General features: G+C 65.2%; 16 protein-coding genes and 1 tRNA gene. 10 read left to right on the forward strand and 7 right to left on the reverse strand.

The features are described from left to right. Positions 1–18: 18 nt before the first annotated feature. The 5 genes from AC5RTS_RS10275 to AC5RTS_RS10295 all read right to left on the reverse strand — a co-directional run bounded on the left by AC5RTS_RS10275 (position 19) and on the right by AC5RTS_RS10295 (position 4,216). Complete coding sequence (locus tag AC5RTS_RS10275; protein WP_493991964.1) at positions 19–735, reverse strand: GNAT family N-acetyltransferase; 717 nt, start codon at positions 733–735, stop codon at positions 19–21. 124 nt (positions 736–859) lie between these two features. Then, positions 860–1,891, reverse strand: a complete 1,032-nt coding sequence (locus AC5RTS_RS10280; RefSeq protein ID WP_493991965.1) for a 6-phosphofructokinase — start codon at positions 1,889–1,891, stop codon at positions 860–862. 76 nt (positions 1,892–1,967) lie between these two features. Then, the gene (locus AC5RTS_RS10285; protein WP_493991966.1) at positions 1,968–2,204 is read right to left on the reverse strand and encodes a PspC domain-containing protein; all 237 of its coding nucleotides are present in this window, start codon (positions 2,202–2,204) and stop codon (positions 1,968–1,970) included. 111 nt (positions 2,205–2,315) lie between these two features. Then, positions 2,316–2,723: a hypothetical protein gene (locus AC5RTS_RS10290; RefSeq protein WP_493991967.1), complete on the reverse strand. Its 408-nt coding sequence runs from the start codon at positions 2,721–2,723 to the stop codon at positions 2,316–2,318. 2 nt (positions 2,724–2,725) lie between these two features. After that, positions 2,726–4,216, reverse strand: coding sequence for a PspC domain-containing protein (locus AC5RTS_RS10295; RefSeq protein WP_493991968.1), 1,491 nt, complete (start codon positions 4,214–4,216; stop codon positions 2,726–2,728). 134 nt (positions 4,217–4,350) lie between these two features. Here AC5RTS_RS10295 and AC5RTS_RS10300 point away from each other — a divergent pair, with 134 nt between their 5' ends. Together AC5RTS_RS10300 and AC5RTS_RS10305 are read left to right on the forward strand one after the other, a co-directional pair. Beyond that, complete coding sequence (locus tag AC5RTS_RS10300) at positions 4,351–5,817, forward strand: ATP-binding protein (RefSeq protein ID WP_493991969.1); 1,467 nt, start codon at positions 4,351–4,353, stop codon at positions 5,815–5,817. Next, positions 5,814–6,476, forward strand: a complete 663-nt coding sequence (locus tag AC5RTS_RS10305; protein ID WP_493991970.1) for a LuxR C-terminal-related transcriptional regulator — start codon at positions 5,814–5,816, stop codon at positions 6,474–6,476. Before AC5RTS_RS10300 ends, AC5RTS_RS10305 begins: the two co-directional genes overlap by 4 nt. Positions 6,477–6,537: 61 nt before the next feature. Here AC5RTS_RS10305 and AC5RTS_RS10310 read toward each other — a convergent pair whose 3' ends face one another. Continuing rightward, the gene (locus tag AC5RTS_RS10310) at positions 6,538–7,761 is read right to left on the reverse strand and encodes a pyridoxal phosphate-dependent aminotransferase (RefSeq protein WP_493991971.1); all 1,224 of its coding nucleotides are present in this window, start codon (positions 7,759–7,761) and stop codon (positions 6,538–6,540) included. 307 nt (positions 7,762–8,068) lie between these two features. Between AC5RTS_RS10310 and AC5RTS_RS10315 the strand changes: the two genes are divergently transcribed. The 8 genes from AC5RTS_RS10315 to rplL all read left to right on the forward strand — a co-directional run bounded on the left by AC5RTS_RS10315 (position 8,069) and on the right by rplL (position 13,306). Beyond that, positions 8,069–8,141: transfer RNA gene (locus AC5RTS_RS10315), tRNA-Trp, on the forward strand. An 84-nt stretch (positions 8,142–8,225) separates the two neighbouring features. Beyond that, positions 8,226–8,507 carry a preprotein translocase subunit SecE gene (secE, locus tag AC5RTS_RS10320; RefSeq protein ID WP_227903902.1) on the forward strand — a complete coding sequence of 94 codons (282 nt, stop codon included), beginning with the start codon at positions 8,226–8,228 and terminating at the stop codon, positions 8,505–8,507. A gap of 95 nt (positions 8,508–8,602) precedes the next feature. After that, entirely contained in the window at positions 8,603–9,406 is an 804-nt protein-coding gene (nusG, locus tag AC5RTS_RS10325; protein WP_493991972.1) for a transcription termination/antitermination protein NusG, read from the forward strand. 129 nt (positions 9,407–9,535) lie between these two features. Beyond that, on the forward strand, positions 9,536–9,967 hold the full coding sequence (gene rplK / locus AC5RTS_RS10330; protein ID WP_146361026.1) for a 50S ribosomal protein L11: 432 nt from the start codon (positions 9,536–9,538) through the stop codon (positions 9,965–9,967). 111 nt (positions 9,968–10,078) lie between these two features. Next, a complete protein-coding gene (rplA, locus tag AC5RTS_RS10335; protein ID WP_493991973.1) occupies positions 10,079–10,786 on the forward strand; it encodes a 50S ribosomal protein L1 in 708 nt (235 codons plus the stop codon). A gap of 129 nt (positions 10,787–10,915) precedes the next feature. After that, positions 10,916–12,007: a GNAT family N-acetyltransferase gene (locus tag AC5RTS_RS10340; RefSeq protein WP_493991974.1), complete on the forward strand. Its 1,092-nt coding sequence runs from the start codon at positions 10,916–10,918 to the stop codon at positions 12,005–12,007. A 290-nt stretch (positions 12,008–12,297) separates the two neighbouring features. Continuing rightward, a complete protein-coding gene (rplJ, locus tag AC5RTS_RS10345) occupies positions 12,298–12,867 on the forward strand; it encodes a 50S ribosomal protein L10 (RefSeq protein WP_493991975.1) in 570 nt (189 codons plus the stop codon). 61 nt (positions 12,868–12,928) lie between these two features. Beyond that, complete coding sequence (gene rplL, locus AC5RTS_RS10350) at positions 12,929–13,306, forward strand: 50S ribosomal protein L7/L12 (protein WP_493991976.1); 378 nt, start codon at positions 12,929–12,931, stop codon at positions 13,304–13,306. 187 nt (positions 13,307–13,493) lie between these two features. Here the strand turns inward: rplL and AC5RTS_RS10355 are convergent, their stop codons facing one another. Further along, entirely contained in the window at positions 13,494–14,714 is a 1,221-nt protein-coding gene (locus AC5RTS_RS10355; protein WP_493991977.1) for an acetyl-CoA C-acetyltransferase, read from the reverse strand. Between the last annotated feature and the right edge of the window lie 500 nt (positions 14,715–15,214).

Consider the following 15,214-nt stretch of genomic DNA (forward strand, 5'->3'; position numbering starts at 1 on the left):
GGAAGGGGCGCTTCTGCGTTAAGCGGAAAGGGACACCGAGGTGCGGACGCCTGCAGGGATGAAGCCGGAGCCCACCGCGGTCCGTGCCGCACCGACATTGTCCAAAGGGGCCCGCCACTGCGGGATCAGTCCGCCGGCCATGGCATCCTCAAGGGCCACCGAACTGATGTAGCTGCCCAGACCGCGCAAACGGTAGCCCGGTGCGGTCAGCACGCACATATCAGCCAGAATGCCGTCCGCAATGCTGTAGCCGGCCCCTGCGACGGGGCAGGGCTCGGCCCCGGAATCATCCACCAGGATGAAAACGTCTTCCTTGGCGGCCAGCCCGGCCTCCGCGACGTCGTCGGGCGGGCACAGCCGCTCCAAGGCAACCGCCAGGCCCGGATCATTGGCCACCGCGAGGTCCTCGAGCGGGGTCAGGGTAGGGAAGGCGTCGGCGAAAAAGAGCTGTTCAGCCCCGAGCGCGCGTCCGCCGAATTCCATCGACATCTGCATCAGGCCGGAATGACGGGTCAGCTCGACGGCGGATTTCGTCCGCGCCTTGGCTGCCGCCCATTCCGGGCCGCTGAAAACCTCCGTGCCGAAAAGCCGGAGGAAGCAAACGGTCTCCGACTGCTCGCGGACACTGTAGATGCGCTCGTCGGCATCCGTTCCCGCCAACGCGTTGTCGGCGAGACCCAGATGCCGCGAGAAGGCCAACTGGATGATCGCGATGGTTCCCGGGTCCAGGTTCATTTTTTCAACCTACACCCGGGTAGGTGGGCCAAGGCAAACGCCAAAGTGTGCACCGGCGGCCCCTTTGCGGGGACTACCCGCTCCGTTCCGCACGGCCGGAGCAGTGCGGAACGGGGCCTGGGAACTAGCCGAAAAGAATGGCTGCTTCGTCGTAACGGCTTTCGGGAACCGTCTTCAGATTGTCCAGTGCCTTCTCAAAACCGACATGGACAATATCCGTGCCGTGCAGCGACACCATGGTTCCCCAGAGTCCGTCCACTACGGAATCCACGGCCGCCATGCCCAGCCGGGTGGCAAGAACCCGGTCATAGGCAGTGGGAACACCACCGCGCTGGATATGGCCCAGCACAGTGGCACGCGTTTCAATACCCGTCCGCGCCTCAATCTCGGGAGCAAGGAGTTCGCCGATACCGCCCAGCCGTGGCCGGCCGAAGCTGTCCAGCCCGCGCTCGGAATGGGGAGACTCCATGTCCGTGGTGACAAAGCCTTCCGCGACCACTACCAGGGGTGCACGGCCGCGGTCGTGGGCCTCACTGACCCACTGGGCAATCTGGTCCAGGCTGACCGGGCGCTCGGGAATCAGGATGGCGTGGGCCCCCGCAGCCATACCGGAATGCAGTGCAATCCAGCCCACGTGCCGGCCCATCACCTCGGCCACCATGCAGCGGTGGTGGGACTCGCCGGTGGTGCGCAGACGGTCGCACGCCTCTGTGGCAATCTCCACCGCGGTATCAAACCCGAAGGTGTAGTCAGTGGCGTCAAGATCGTTGTCCACGGTCTTTGGCACGCCCACAATCTGCAGCCCGGCATCGGTGAGCCGCTGCGCCGCAGCGAGGGTGCCCTCGCCGCCGATCGCTATGACGGCGTCGATACCCAGGCGCTTCAGCGTGGCCCTGATGTTGTCCGGGCCGCCGTTGGGGCCTTCGAAGGGGTTCGTCCGGGACGTCCCCAGAATGGTGCCGCCCTGCTTGGAGATGCCGCGGACCCGGGAGCGGGGCAGGTCCATGATGTCGCCGTCGACCACGCCGCGCCAGCCGTCACGGAACCCGACAAACTCAATGTCCTCGTATTCCTTGATGCCTTTCAGCACGGCTCCGCGGATCACCGCATTCAGGCCGGGGCAGTCGCCTCCGCTGGTGAGAATACCGATCTTCATGTGAATACCCCTGGATCTGGTCGCGGCTGGTGGGTGCTGTCTATGATTCTAGCCAGCCATGTGAGCTGCGCTAAGTTCAGGGGCTTACCAGGCGATGCAGGAGGATGCTTCCGTCCTGTTTCGGCAGCAGCAGCCAGGCGACCACATACGTGCCGATGCCGACAAACGGCAGCAGGAAGCTGAGAAGAACAGCAATCCGGACGAGCGAGACGTCCCAGCCGTAGGTGCCTGCTATGCCCGCGCAGACACCCCCAAGCCAGCCTTTGCGCCGTTTAATCGGGGAGGAACGAAGGACCGAGAAGAACTTTTCCATGAATCAAGCCTTATCTGATAGTGCCGGAATAGGGAAACTAGTGCCGGAATAGGGAAACGGAACCGGGCGGGCCCGGTCCGGTGTGCGTCGAGGGGTGGGGGGAGAGAGAGGCTAGCGGCCGCGGTTTTTGGCCATGGCAGCCAGGAAACCGCCGGCCAACAGGGCGAAGCCTGCGCCCAGGGCGACCCCGAGGATGACCAGCACCGGATCCACCGCCAGGTTCGCGGTGGTGGCGAGCAGCAGCAGTACCGCAAGGGTAACCAGCACCAGGCCCCAGACCACGGTGCCGACCTGCAGGTGGCGGGGGGCGGTCCCCGCTGCCGGAACCGTCTCGTCCGCCGGCTCCGACGGCGCGGGATCCGAATCCCGGGTATCCGCGCCCGGAGGGGTTGCCGGCGGGGACCCGGCAGCACCGCCGTCGTCGCTAAGCGCAGGGGAGTGATACTGGTTCGCTGACGCATCCGAACTGCCCGTGGCGTACTGCCGGCCGAGGTAGTCCCTTTCGCTGTCCTGCTCCATGGCTACAGATCGCTTTCTTCAGTGGTGATCAGTACGTTGCCGGCGACACTGCGGATATCGATGGTGATCCGTTCGCCGGAGGCATTCCCGTTAAGGGTGCGTTCGGTGGAGGCCTGCCACAGCCCGCTGTAGTTCCGGCTGTTTGTTCCGTCGTTTGTCTCGACGTTCCCGGCGACAGCGGAAAACCGGACGGTGACCGGCGAATCGTCGGGCACCAGGACACTGATGTTCCCTGCCGCAAGGCTTACGGGAACCTCGTAGTCTCCTGACACCTTTGTGTCCCGCAGATCCACCGTGCCGTTGCCCGCAATGGCGGTATAGCCGCCGGATGCCTGCTGTGCATCCGTGGGGGACCAGTCGCCGTTGCTTGCGACCGCCAGGTTGGAGTGGGTCATGCCGGGCTGGGCCAGGAAGGAAATGATGAGGGCAACGGCAGCGGCGGACCCAACCCCGCCCGAGTGCCGTCCGATGAGGCCGAGGATCACGACACCGGTGCCAAGGACTGCCGCCGTGGCTGCCAGCGCCACAGACAGCGGGGCCACCAGGTCCAGGACATTCACATAGTCCAGCGCGAGCACCGTCCCGCCCGCCAGCAGCGCCGCACCGAACAGGGCGGCCAGGTAAGCGCCCGGCGCACCGGGAACCTTGGGGGAGCAGTCCTTGTGCTTGTCAGAAGCGGACGACGCCGCAGCGGAGGTTCCCGGCGTCGCCGACGACGCTGCGGGTCCGTTTCCCGACGCCGACGGCGGGAATGCTTCAGACGACGGTGCGGGGGACGGCGCGGCGGACGCCGGGGAGGCGGTGCCCGCATTGGTGCCGGCGGGAGGCATTCCGGTCTTGGCCAGTGATACGGGACTGCCGCCCGTGGACGCACCGGGCGTATCCGCGGACCCGGAACCGGCGTCGGAGTCGGTTCCTGATCCGGCACCTGACCCGGAACCGCCGCGGCCGGCAGCGCCGGAGACGAGGTGCTGGAACTGTGCCTTGCCCTTCGGGGTGGAGAACCAGTACAGGGCACCCACCCCGGCAGCAATCCAGAACAGGGTCCACACCGTCGCACCGAACCAGCTGTCCATGCCGAGGAAGGAGACGCTGGGACCGCCTGTACCAAGAACCACGAAGACCACGGCCCCTGTCATGCCGGAGGTCCAGTTGCCGCGGATTGCCTCTTCGGCATGGATGCGGCCGTCGGGCTCGGGCAGCAGCCCCCAGGCCACGCCGTAGATAAGGAACCCGACACCGAAGACACCGAGGACAACAAACAACCCGCGGATCAGTACGGGGTCCAACCCGGTGCGGGCGGCAATTCCGGAGGCCACGCCGCCAAACCAGCGCTCGCCGCCGCGGATGATGCCCAGTGAACGGATCCACTCGAAGAATCCGTTGTGCGGCCCGCCGGACGCCGGCGTTCCGGAAGCGGAGCTTCCAGCCGCGGGATGCGTCTGCGGGGCGGGGTCGGGACGCCCTGGTTCTGATGCTGGTGAAGGATTCATGTATCCAGTCTTCCGGCCTCGGTGCCCCGCCGCATCAGGGACCACCCTGAGATGCCCCTGAAGAGTCCGGCCGGGAACCCGGATCTTAGCTCAGGAGCCGGTGAACACCGCTCCAATCGTGCTTGGATAGCATCATGAGAGAACCGTTGGTGCGTCCCCGGGACCGGATTGTCGCCGGTGTGTGCAGCGGATTGGCCGCTCACCTGGGCTGGCCGGTCAAACTGACGCGTGCCGTGATGGGTGCCATGATCCTTGCCGGCGGGACCGGACTCCTGCTCTACGGCTGGCTGTGGATTATGGTTCCCACCCAGGAAGAGCACGAAAAGAAGGAACAGGTCCAGGCCGGCCCGCTCAGCATTGCCGACAACTATGAACGGCAGGTCCGGGAGGCAGCCGCCCCGGCGTCCAGCGCCTTCCGCGGACTGGGCAAGGCGGGCCAGCGCGAGGTGGCCGCCGGAATTGTCCTCCTGCTGGTTGCCGCCGTGTTCATTGCCCAGCGCCTTGGGGCAAACCTGAACTGGGGGCTGTTTGTTCCCGTGGCCGCCATCGCCGGCGGTGCCGTACTGGCCTGGACACAGCTGGATGAGAGCCGGCGGGCCGGGCTGGTGAACAGCGCCGGGGCGGACCGTGTCTCCGGCATTATCCGGCTGTCCGCCGGGCTGTTGCTGGTGGTCTCCGGCGTACTTGTGGTGGTCTCCGGTTCCGTGAGCTGGGATGTGCTGGTGGCCGGATTGCTTGCTTCCGCCGCGGTCCTGGCCGGAGTGGCCCTGGTGTTTACGCCCTGGGCAGTGAAGCACTGGCGGGACCTGGAAGCGGAGCGTGCCGGACGCATCCGGCAGACGGAGCGGGCGGAAATAGCTGCCCACCTTCACGACTCGGTGCTGCAGACCCTGGCCCTGATCCAAAAGCGTGCCGGGTCCGAACAGGACGTCATCCGCCTTGCGCGGGCGCAGGAGCGGGAACTGCGCCAGTGGCTGTACACCGACAGGGCACGGGCGGAAGACCACCTGGTGGAGTGCCTGCGCCGGATCGCCGCTGAAATCGAGGACGCGTACGGGCATCCCATTGAGCTGGTAGCGGTCTCCGACGCGGAACTGGACGAGCGCAGCGAGGCGCTGGCCTCTGCCGCGCGGGCAGCCATGCTCAACGCCGCGCAGCATGCCGGGGGCACCGTTTCCGTGTATCTTGAGTGCCGGCCGGAACAGCTCGAGGTCTTTGTCCGCGACCGCGGCCCGGGATTCGATCTGTCCGCTGTCCCCGAGGACCGGATAGGTGTCCGGGGGTCCATCATCGGCAGGATGGAACGCGCAGGGGGCAGCGCCGGAATCCGCAGTACCGCCCATGGAACCGAAGTCCGGCTGGTGCTTCCGCAGCCCGGCGGCGCCGAGAACCAGGCACCGGCCGGCACCGGCCCGTCCGCCCGAACTGCGGGTGGACGGACCGCGGCGGGCTCGACTGCCGCGGGACAGGCGGCCCCGGGACCGGCTGCAGCGAAAACCGCCCCGGCCGCCAACGGTTCCTCCGCATCCCGCACCGCCCCGTCCGACGGGGCAGCCCCTTCGACCATCCACGCATCCAGTGACGGAGCAAGCCACACATGACAGAGCATTTCCACCAGCCGATCAGTGTCGTCGTTGTGGACGACCATGCGATATTCCGTTCGGGACTGCGGGCCGATCTCGATGCCCGGCTCCACGTGGTGGCCGAGGCGGACAGTGTGGAATCCGCCATCGAGGCGATTACCCGCGAGCAGCCCGCCGTCGTCCTGCTGGACGTTCACCTGCCCGGCGGCAGCGGCGGAGGCGGTGCCGAGGTGCTGGCCGGCTGCGCGGCACTGTTGGGGAAAACGAGGTTCCTGGCCCTGAGCGTTTCCGACGCTGCGGAGGACGTGGTGACGGTGATTCGGGCCGGCGCCCGGGGATATGTCACGAAAACCATCTCCGGCGCGGAGATTTCCGACGCCGTGGTGCGGGTGGCCGGCGGCGACGCGGTCTTTTCGCCCCGGCTCGCCGGGTTTGTGCTTGATGCCTTCGGAACGGCCAGCGTGGCGTCGGTGGACGATGAACTGGACCGGCTCTCAGCCCGTGAGCTGGAAGTCATGCGGCTGATCGCCCGCGGCTACAGCTACAAGGAAGTGGCCAAGGAACTCTTCATCTCGGTCAAGACGGTGGAAACCCACGTGTCCTCGGTCCTGCGCAAACTGCAGCTTTCCTCCCGGCACGAGCTCACGCGCTGGGCCGCGGACCGCCGCCTGCTCTGAGCACCGGCCCGCCCGGCCGCCGTGGGGCGGCCGGACAGGCCCGGAGCGGGGGTGCAGCCGCTTAGCGGACAGCCTGGCCGAGGAAGTCCTTCAGGCGCTGCATGCCCGTGGCCAGGTCCTCATCGCCCAGGGCGTAGGACAGCCGCAGATAGCCGGACGGACCGAAGGCTTCCCCCGGGACCACTGCCACTTCAACGGTGTCCAGGATCAGGGCTGCCAGCTGAGCGGAGGTCTGCGGACGGACCGGGCCTTCCTTGCCCGGGAACTCACGGCCGAGCAGGCCGCGGACATCCGCATAGGCGTAGAACGCACCTTCCGGCATGGGGCACTCGACGCCGTCGATGGAGTTCAGGGCGTCCACCATGGCCCGGCGGCGGCGGTCGAAGGCCTGCTTCATTTCATCCACGGCCGTCAGCGGCCCCGACACGGCGGCCAGGGCAGCCATCTGCGACACATTGGAGACGTTCGAGGAGAGGTGGGACTGCAGGTTGGTCGCAGCCTTGATGACGTCGGGTGCTGCGATCATCCAGCCCACCCGCCAGCCCGTCATGGCGTAGGTCTTGGCCACGCCGTTGAGCACCACTACCTTGTCTCCCAGTTCCGGGGCGGCCGTGGCGATGGAGGTGAAGGGCACGCCGTCGTAGGTGAGGTGTTCGTAGATTTCGTCAGTGATGACCCACAGGCCGTTTGCCGCGGCCCAGCGCCCGATCTCGGCCACCTGCTCGGGCTGGTAGACGGCCCCCGTGGGGTTGGACGGGGAGACAAACAGCAGGATCTTGGTGGAGTCGGTCCGGGATGCTTCGAGCTGCTCCGCGGTGACCAGGTACCCCTGCTCGGGGCCGGCGAAGACCTCCACCGGCACACCGCCTGCCAGCCGGATGGCCTCCGGGTACGTGGTCCAGTACGGCGTGGGTACCAGCACCTCGTCGCCGGGGTTCAGCAGGGTGGCAAAGGCTTCGTACACGGCCTGCTTGCCGCCGTTGGTGACCAGGACCTGGGCCGGGTCCACGGCGTAGCCGGAGTCCCGCAGGGTTTTTTCGGCAATGGCCTGCTTCAGCTCCGGCAGCCCGCCGGCAGGGGAGTAGCGGTGGAACCGCGGCTGGCGGGCCGCCTCCACGGCGGCGTCGACAATGTAATCCGGGGTGGGGAAGTCGGGTTCCCCCGCGCCGAAACCGATCACGGGGCGGCCTGCTGCCTTGAGCGCCTTGGCCTTGGCATCTACTGCGAGGGTCGCGGACTCTGCAATGGATGCAATGCGCTGTGAAATTCGGCCGGTGGAAGACATGGGATTCCCGTCTGATGTGGAGCGGCAGCTGACGTTGCCCCGCGCCCGCATATTCACGGCCGACGGCGGCGTTTCCCAGTTTATGCGGTTCCCTGCTGCCCGCGCAGTCCTGTGTCGTTTGTCCCGGATTCCCGCCCCGGCAACCCGCATGACACCCCCGTGGCGGGCCCCGGTTCGACGGAAACGGAAACTTTGCGTAGACTAGTTCTTCGTGTTGAAGTCACCACGCTGACTTGTGCCCATTGACCGGAATAATTCTCCGGTTAGGTGCGGATACAATAGTGGCGGTAGGGTGTATTTCCTCCATAGGGTAGTGGCGCAATTGGTAGCGCAGCGGTCTCCAAAACCGCAGGTTGCAGGTTCGAGTCCTGTCTGCCCTGCGCGGAACTGTCATCCGGCAGCTCAGCAGTCTTTTCATGGAAGCAGCAGTCCCAGCGTGTTGCTGCGACTGTGAACCGACACAGATGAGTGAGGCGAAGGTGACCGAGACAGCTGCCAGCAGCTCCAAGGGACACCCCTCCAGCGGGCCCAAGAAGCGCGGCTTCTTTGCGGCGATCGCGCTCTTCCTGCGCCAGGTCATTGCCGAACTGAAAAAGGTGGTTACCCCCACCCGCAAGGAACTGCTCAGGTACACGCTCGTGGTCCTCGCCTTCGTGGTCGTAATGATGCTGATCGTGATAACCCTCGATTTCGTCTTCGGCGCCGGCGCACTGTGGATCTTCGGTGAGGGCGGCGGCGAAAGCTAGCCCGGGGCCGGTGTCCAGACCCCCGGGTACGGGACCGGAGACCATGAGCTAGTGCCACAACCGATAGTGCTCTGAAGAAGAAAGCAGGAATCTACGTGTCCGAGCAAGAACTCGAATCACAGGTCAATGAGAATGCCGCTGATCTGGATACCGAGGATGAAATGACCGCAGCCGACGTCGACGAGGCGCCCGCTGCAGTTGATGCATCGGCAGACGAAGCAGACGCCGCCGTTGAGGCTGCCGACGCTGATTCCGACGTTTCCGGTACCGCCCCCGAGGCCGAAGAGGAGCCCGAGGAAGACCCGGTAGTTGCCTTCAAGGCCAAGCTCCGCCGCCAGGAGGGTGACTGGTACGTCATCCACTCCTACGCCGGCTACGAAAACCGGGTGAAGTCCAACCTGGAGACCCGTATCCAGACGCTGGATATGGAAGAGGACATCTTCGAGATCCAGGTCCCGATGGAAGAAGTCGTCGAGATCAAGAACACCACCCGGAAGATCGTCAACCGGGTGCGCATCCCCGGCTACGTTCTGGTCCGGATGAACCTGACCGACGAATCGTGGGGCGTCGTCCGGCACACCCCCGGCGTCACCGGCTTCGTGGGCAACGCCCACAACCCGACTCCGCTGAGCCTGAACGAGGTGTTCTCGATGCTCGAGCACACCGTCGTCTCGCCCAAGGCCGAGGCCGGTAAGCCTGCAGCGCAGCAGTCCTCGAACATCGCGGTGGATTTCGAAATCGGCGAGCCCGTCACGGTCAACGAAGGCCCCTTCGAGACCCTGCAGGCCACGATCTCCGAGATCAAGCCCGAGTCCCAGCAGCTGGTGGTCCTTGTGACCATCTTCGAGCGCGAGACTCCGGTGACCCTGGGCTTCGGCCAGGTCACCAAGCTCCAGTAGCTTTTAGACTTCGCTGTCCGCAGGTCCGCTTTAACCTGCAGGCAGCGTCCGGCCACCAAGCCATGGCGGCCACCAACCCGGATGGACGCTCCTGTTCTTCGGGAACATAATTTAGAGAAGGACCCTTTCATGGCCCCCAAGAAAAAGGTCACCGGCCTCATCAAGCTGCAGATCAACGCAGGTGCCGCCAACCCGGCTCCTCCGATTGGTCCGGCACTTGGCCAGCACGGTGTCAACATCATGGAATTCTGCAAGGCGTACAACGCTGCAACGGAATCCCAGCGCGGCAACGTTATTCCGGTTGAAATCACCGTTTACGAAGACCGTTCCTTCACCTTCATCACGAAGACTCCTCCGGCCGCACAGCTGATCAAGAAGGCTGCCGGTGTTGCCAAGGGTTCCGCAACCCCGCACACCGCCAAGGTTGCCAACCTGACCCAGGCACAGGTCGAAGAGATCGCCACCATGAAGATGGAAGACCTCAACGCCAACGATGTTCAGGCTGCTGCCAAGATCATCGCCGGCACCGCCCGTTCGATGGGCATCACTGTAGAGGGCTAAAGCCCCCTGCACCTCAATTTCACATAAATGCCGGAACCCCAGAGGGGAAACGGCGCGTGGCAGGGCCGGGCGCGGTCCGACAGACCACAACTGCACAAGGAGAAAAAGCAGATGGCAAAGCGCAGCAAAGCATATGAAGCAGCTGCAGCCAAGATCGATGCGGACAAGCTGTACGCACCGGTCGAGGCTGTAGAGCTGGCGAAGGACACCAACCCTTCCAAGTTCGACGCAACCGTTGAGGTGGCTTTCCGCCTGGGCGTTGACCCCCGCAAGGCTGACCAGATGGTCCGCGGCACGGTCAACCTGCCCAACGGCACCGGCAAGACGGCCCGCGTCCTCGTTTTCGCAACCGGCGAGAAGGCTGAAGCAGCAATCGCTGCCGGCGCCGACTTCGTTGGCTCCGACGACATGATCGAAAAGGTCGCCGCTGGCTGGACCGACTTCGACGCCGCAGTGGCTACCCCGGACATGATGGGCAAGGTCGGCCGCCTGGGCCGCGTGCTCGGCCCGCGTAACCTCATGCCGAACCCGAAGACCGGCACGGTTACCCCGAACGTCGCCAAGGCTGTTTCGGACATCAAGGGTGGCAAGATCGACTTCCGCGTCGACAAGCACTCCAACCTGCACTTCATCATTGGCAAGGTGTCCTTCGACTCCCAGAAGCTGGCTGAGAACTACGCAGCCGCCCTGGAAGAGGTTCTTCGCCTGAAGCCGTCGGCAGCCAAGGGCCGCTACATCCAGAAGGCCACCGTGACCACCACGTTCGGCCCGAGCATCGCCGTTGACCCCAACGTCACCAAGGTTCTCGCAGACGCATAGTCTTCGCGTAACTTCGGAAGGCTTTCCTTCCGGTGAAGGCGGCCGCAGCTTTTTGCTGCGGCCGCCTTTCTGCTGTCCGGCAAGGGTGGTGTTTTGTCGCCGGCACTGTTCTCCGGCAGGATGTGTCCCATGACACAGATCTCCATTGCCCCGTTTGAGCTCCCTGCCAGCTTGGACGGGCCCGGCGGCGCGGACTTTCTGGCGGTTGCGGAGCTGATGAATGTCCAGCAACGCGAGATTTGGGGCAACGATGATTTCTACGGAACGCCGCAGTCCCAGCTCACGGGCCGGAGCAGCACGACCACCCGGCGGCGTACGCTCCTGACCGCCCGGGCCGGCGGAACGGGCGGGATCCTGGGCGTGGCCCAGCTGAATCTGCCCCTTACCGACAACCTTCACACCGGAACCGTCAACGTGGTGGTTGCCCCGGGCGCCCGGCGGCAGGGAATCGGTACACGGCTGTATCTGGCTGCCGAGCAGCTGGCCGCCGCCTCGGGCCGGCGCATGCTGGTGGCGGAGACCGAGCATGCAGTGGATGCGGGCACCGCCGGTAATCGCCCGGCCGGTACGGGCACCGGCGGGTTCATCCCGGACGACGCCGCGGCCGCCTTTGCCGGCAAGGTGGGCTTCCGGCCGGAACTGGTGGACCGGGTCAGCCGCCTGGACCTCGCGGATTACGACGGCGGGACACCGGTGCAGGAGCAGGCCGCGGCGGCAGCGGAAGCCGGATATGAACTGGTGTTCTGGCGGGGTGCATGCCCTTCGGACCTGGTGGGGGATTATGCGCTGCTGCGGCAGAAGATGAGCACCGATGCACCGCAGGGTGGCCTCGACCTGGCCGAAGAGGCCTGGGATGAGGCACGGGTGCGGGAGGAGGAAGCCCGGGCGGTGGATATGGGTTACGAGTCCCTGGTCAGCGCGGTACGGCACATCCCCTCCGGGGAGTTGGCCGGGCATACCGTTCTGGAGGTCTTCGCCAACAACCTCTCCGTGGCCTACCAGGACGACACCCTGGTCCTGGCGAACCATCGGGGCCACCGGCTGGGCATGCTCCTGAAAGCGGTGAATCTGGCGCGCCTGCAGGAAGCCGTTCCCGAGGCGGAACGCGTCTACACCTGGAACGCCGAGGAGAACCGGTTCATGCTCTCCATCAACGGGCAGCTGGGATTCCGTGCCGTCGGCTATGCGGGGGAGTGGCAGAAGACGCTGATCCCCGCCTGATCCCGGCGGAATTTGTTCCCTGCCGGAATCTCCCGTACCCTTGAACTACCAAAGACCGTCGGTCGATGTGCATTCAATCCCACCGTAAGGCTGAACCTTCAGCCCTCCACGTGTGGAATCCGGTTGGAGAAACATCCGAAAGTCCCTTGCCTAAAGGGCGGCCTGCGCAGGTGAACGAACTGAACTCCGGAACTTCGTGTGTCCGTTGAGTGAAGCCCCGTGCATCTGCCCGGGGCGTTTTTTATGTTCGGGACCCGATCCACCGGCACTATTTCCCCGGAAGGAGGGTTATGGCAACGCCAACAAAGGTGTCAGCAGTCGAGGAAATCACCACTGATTTCAAGGAGTCGACCGCTGCTGTCCTAACCGAATACCGCGGGCTCACCGTTGCACAGCTCAAGGAGCTGCGTCGTTCGCTCGGCCAGGACACCAAGTACTCGGTCGTCAAGAACACCCTGACTGGCATTGCAGCCAAGGAAGCCGGCATCGACGCGTTCGATGGCCAGCTTGCCGGACCTACTGCAATTGCCTTCATCAAGGGTGACGCAGTTGCAGCTGCAAAGAGCCTGACGGATTTTGCCAAGACCAACCCGCAGCTCGTCATCAAGACCGGTGTCTTCGAGGGCAACGCCCTGGATGCATCCGGTGTTGCAGCCCTGGCTGCTCTTGAGTCCCGTGAGTTCCAGCTTGCACGCGTCGCCGGTGTCCTCAAGGCACCGATGTCCATGCTGGCCCGCACGGCTGATGCACTGCGCATGAAGCTCGAAGAGGAAAGCGGCGCCCCCGCTGCCCCCGCTGCGGAAGAGGCTCCGGCCGCCGCAGAAGAAGCTCCGGCCGCAGAAGCAGCCACCGAAGAGTAAAACCTCTTCTCATCCAATCTCCGGTGCCTGCGTGCACCAACTATAGGAAGGACGCCACACCATGGCGAAGCTCACCAACGAAGAGCTCATTGAAGCTTTCAAGGAACTGTCCATCATCGAGCTCTCCGACTTCGTGAAGCTCTTCGAAGAGACCTTCGACGTCACCGCTGCTGCTGTTGCAGTTGCAGGCCCCGCCGCCGGCGGCGCTGCTGACGCTGCTGAAGAGAAGACCGAATTCGACGTCATCCTCGAATCTGCCGGTGACAAGAAGATCGCAGTGATCAAGGAAGTCCGTGCCCTGACTTCCCTGGGTCTGAAGGAAGCCAAGGACCTGGTTGACAGCGCTCCGAAGGCCGTCCTCGAAGGCGCCAACAAGGAAGCCGCTGACAAGGCCAAGGAAGCTCTCGAAGCTGCCGGCGCCACCGTCACCGTCAAGTAGTTTTCCTTTTGCGGCTCCGGCCGTAAAAAACGGAAAGACCCCGTCCTTTGGGCGGGGTCTTTTTGTGTTCCCGGGCAGTTTGAGTGGCGCCGTGGAAGGGGGAGGCGGGAACAGGAAGCAGGAACAGGGAGGGGCCGGGACCGCCGTCGTCAGTGGAACGACGCCGGTCCCGGCCCCTGCGGGCGGTCTAGGACTCTTCGCGGAAGAGCAGCAGCGCCTCACCCTGTCCGCCGCCGCCGCAAAGGGCGACCCCGGCACGGCCGGAACCCCGCCGAAGGAGCTCGTGCGCCGCGGTCAGCGCCAGCCGGGCCCCTGAGGCGCCGATCGGGTGGCCCAGGGCAATGGCACCGCCGTGCAGGTTGCACTGCTCCAGGTCCATGCCCAGCTCGTTCAGGGACTGGACGGCAACGGCACCAAAGGCCTCGTTGATCTCGATGAAGTCCAGATCCGCGACATTCCAGCCGGCGCGGCCCAAGGCCGCGAACAGGGCGTTGGAGGGCTGGGAGTGCAGGGTATTGTCCGGTCCGGCCACCTGGCCCGGCATGCCGACGGAAGCGAGGACCTCGAGCCCGTGTTCGGCGGCATAGGCGCGGGTGGTGAGGACCAGGGCCGCGGCGCCGTCGGACAGCGGGGAGGAGTTGCCGGCGGTAATGGTGCCTTCAGGATCAAAGGCCGGCCGCAGCCCGGCGAGTGTGTCGGTGGTGGTGGCGGGCCGCACGCCTTCGTCGCTCGTAAGTACCAGCGGCTCGCCCTTGCGCTGCGGCACGGTCACCGGAACGATCTCGGCGTCGAAGATACCGGCAGCCATGGCTGCTGCCGCCCGCTGGTGGGAGGCGGCAGCCACTTCATCCTGTTCCAGCCGCTTGATGGCCAGCTTGGTGTTGCCGCGCTCGGTGGAAATGCCCATCGAATCTTTGTCGAAGGCGTCAGTGAGGCCGTCATGCGCCACCGAATCCACCGCGGAAATGTTCCCGTAGTTCCAGCCCTGGCGCGATCCCGGCAGCAAATGCGGCCCGCGGGTCATGGACTCCTGGCCGCCGGCCACCACCACCGTTGCCTCGCCGCCGCGGATCAGGCGGGCTGCGTCAATGACAGCGGCCAGGCCGGACAGGCAGACCTTGTTGATGGTCACCGTTGGGACATCCCAGCCGATACCGGCCTTGATGGAGGACTGGCGGGCCGGGTTCTGCCCGCATCCGGCCTGGACAACGTGGCCCATGATGACAGCGCTGACATCGGCGGCGGGAACCCCGGACTTGTCCAGGGCGCCCTTGATGGCGAACGCTCCCAGATCGACGGCGGTGAAGGGTGCCAGCTGCCCGTTGAGCCTGCCCTGGGGGGTGCGTGCACCCCCGACGATTACCACTTCGGTGGGTGCTGCTGCCGCGGAGGCTGCGGAATTGGTCATAGCGGATAGTTCACTTTCGTCGCTGTGTTCGTCATTGAAGACATGGAGGGATGGATCCAACGCTGGGACAAGGCTACGCCACCGGACACCCGCCGGGGAGATCGGAGTCACACGCCTGCGCGGCCCCGGACACCCGCTGCACCCACATTCGGCCGATCTTGCGGTAAGGTATCTGTATCCGATGCTCCGCAAGGGGCCCCGGACGGCGCTCCGGAAGGGGCTTCGACCGTGACATGAAGACGCGACAAGTTGCCTGCTGGCTCCCTCGTAAGCCGGATCCTTGTGGGATTCTGAGAGGTTGAGCGACGCAGGGTTATAAATCGGGTAGACTTGTGCGCCCATAATGCCCTATAGTGGATATTTGCTTCCTCCTGTTAACCTTCAGCCTTCATATAGCGGTGGGCTATGTTCCGTGCCGGGCAGTATCCGTAGTACACGGGTGCGCCTCCTGCCGGACGTCGGGACGCGCACGGACTCGGTCCGTGCAGTGCAGGGGAGGA

It is taken from the genome of Arthrobacter sp. MDT1-49-2 (assembly GCF_059090185.1).

Excerpts from the sequence above, each read along its gene's own strand:
- AC5RTS_RS10275 (WP_493991964.1), bottom strand. The coding sequence starts at position 735 with ATGAACCTGGACCCGGGAACCATCGCGATCATCCAGTTGGCCTTCTCG.
- AC5RTS_RS10305 (WP_493991970.1), top strand. The coding sequence starts at position 5,814 with ATGACAGAGCATTTCCACCAGCCGATCAGTGTCGTCGTTGTGGACGAC.
- AC5RTS_RS10285 (WP_493991966.1), bottom strand. The coding sequence starts at position 2,204 with ATGGAAAAGTTCTTCTCGGTCCTTCGTTCCTCCCCGATTAAACGGCGC.
- rplA (WP_493991973.1), top strand. The coding sequence starts at position 10,079 with ATGGCAAAGCGCAGCAAAGCATATGAAGCAGCTGCAGCCAAGATCGAT.
- AC5RTS_RS10290 (WP_493991967.1), bottom strand. The coding sequence starts at position 2,723 with ATGGAGCAGGACAGCGAAAGGGACTACCTCGGCCGGCAGTACGCCACG.
- secE (WP_227903902.1), top strand. The coding sequence starts at position 8,226 with ATGAGTGAGGCGAAGGTGACCGAGACAGCTGCCAGCAGCTCCAAGGGA.
- rplL (WP_493991976.1), top strand. The coding sequence starts at position 12,929 with ATGGCGAAGCTCACCAACGAAGAGCTCATTGAAGCTTTCAAGGAACTG.
- rplK (WP_146361026.1), top strand. The coding sequence starts at position 9,536 with ATGGCCCCCAAGAAAAAGGTCACCGGCCTCATCAAGCTGCAGATCAAC.
- AC5RTS_RS10280 (WP_493991965.1), bottom strand. The coding sequence starts at position 1,891 with ATGAAGATCGGTATTCTCACCAGCGGAGGCGACTGCCCCGGCCTGAAT.
- AC5RTS_RS10340 (WP_493991974.1), top strand. The coding sequence starts at position 10,916 with ATGACACAGATCTCCATTGCCCCGTTTGAGCTCCCTGCCAGCTTGGAC.
- AC5RTS_RS10310 (WP_493991971.1), bottom strand. The coding sequence starts at position 7,761 with ATGTCTTCCACCGGCCGAATTTCACAGCGCATTGCATCCATTGCAGAG.
- AC5RTS_RS10300 (WP_493991969.1), top strand. The coding sequence starts at position 4,351 with ATGAGAGAACCGTTGGTGCGTCCCCGGGACCGGATTGTCGCCGGTGTG.
- AC5RTS_RS10295 (WP_493991968.1), bottom strand. The coding sequence starts at position 4,216 with ATGAATCCTTCACCAGCATCAGAACCAGGGCGTCCCGACCCCGCCCCG.
- AC5RTS_RS10355 (WP_493991977.1), bottom strand. The coding sequence starts at position 14,714 with ATGACCAATTCCGCAGCCTCCGCGGCAGCAGCACCCACCGAAGTGGTA.
- rplJ (WP_493991975.1), top strand. The coding sequence starts at position 12,298 with ATGGCAACGCCAACAAAGGTGTCAGCAGTCGAGGAAATCACCACTGAT.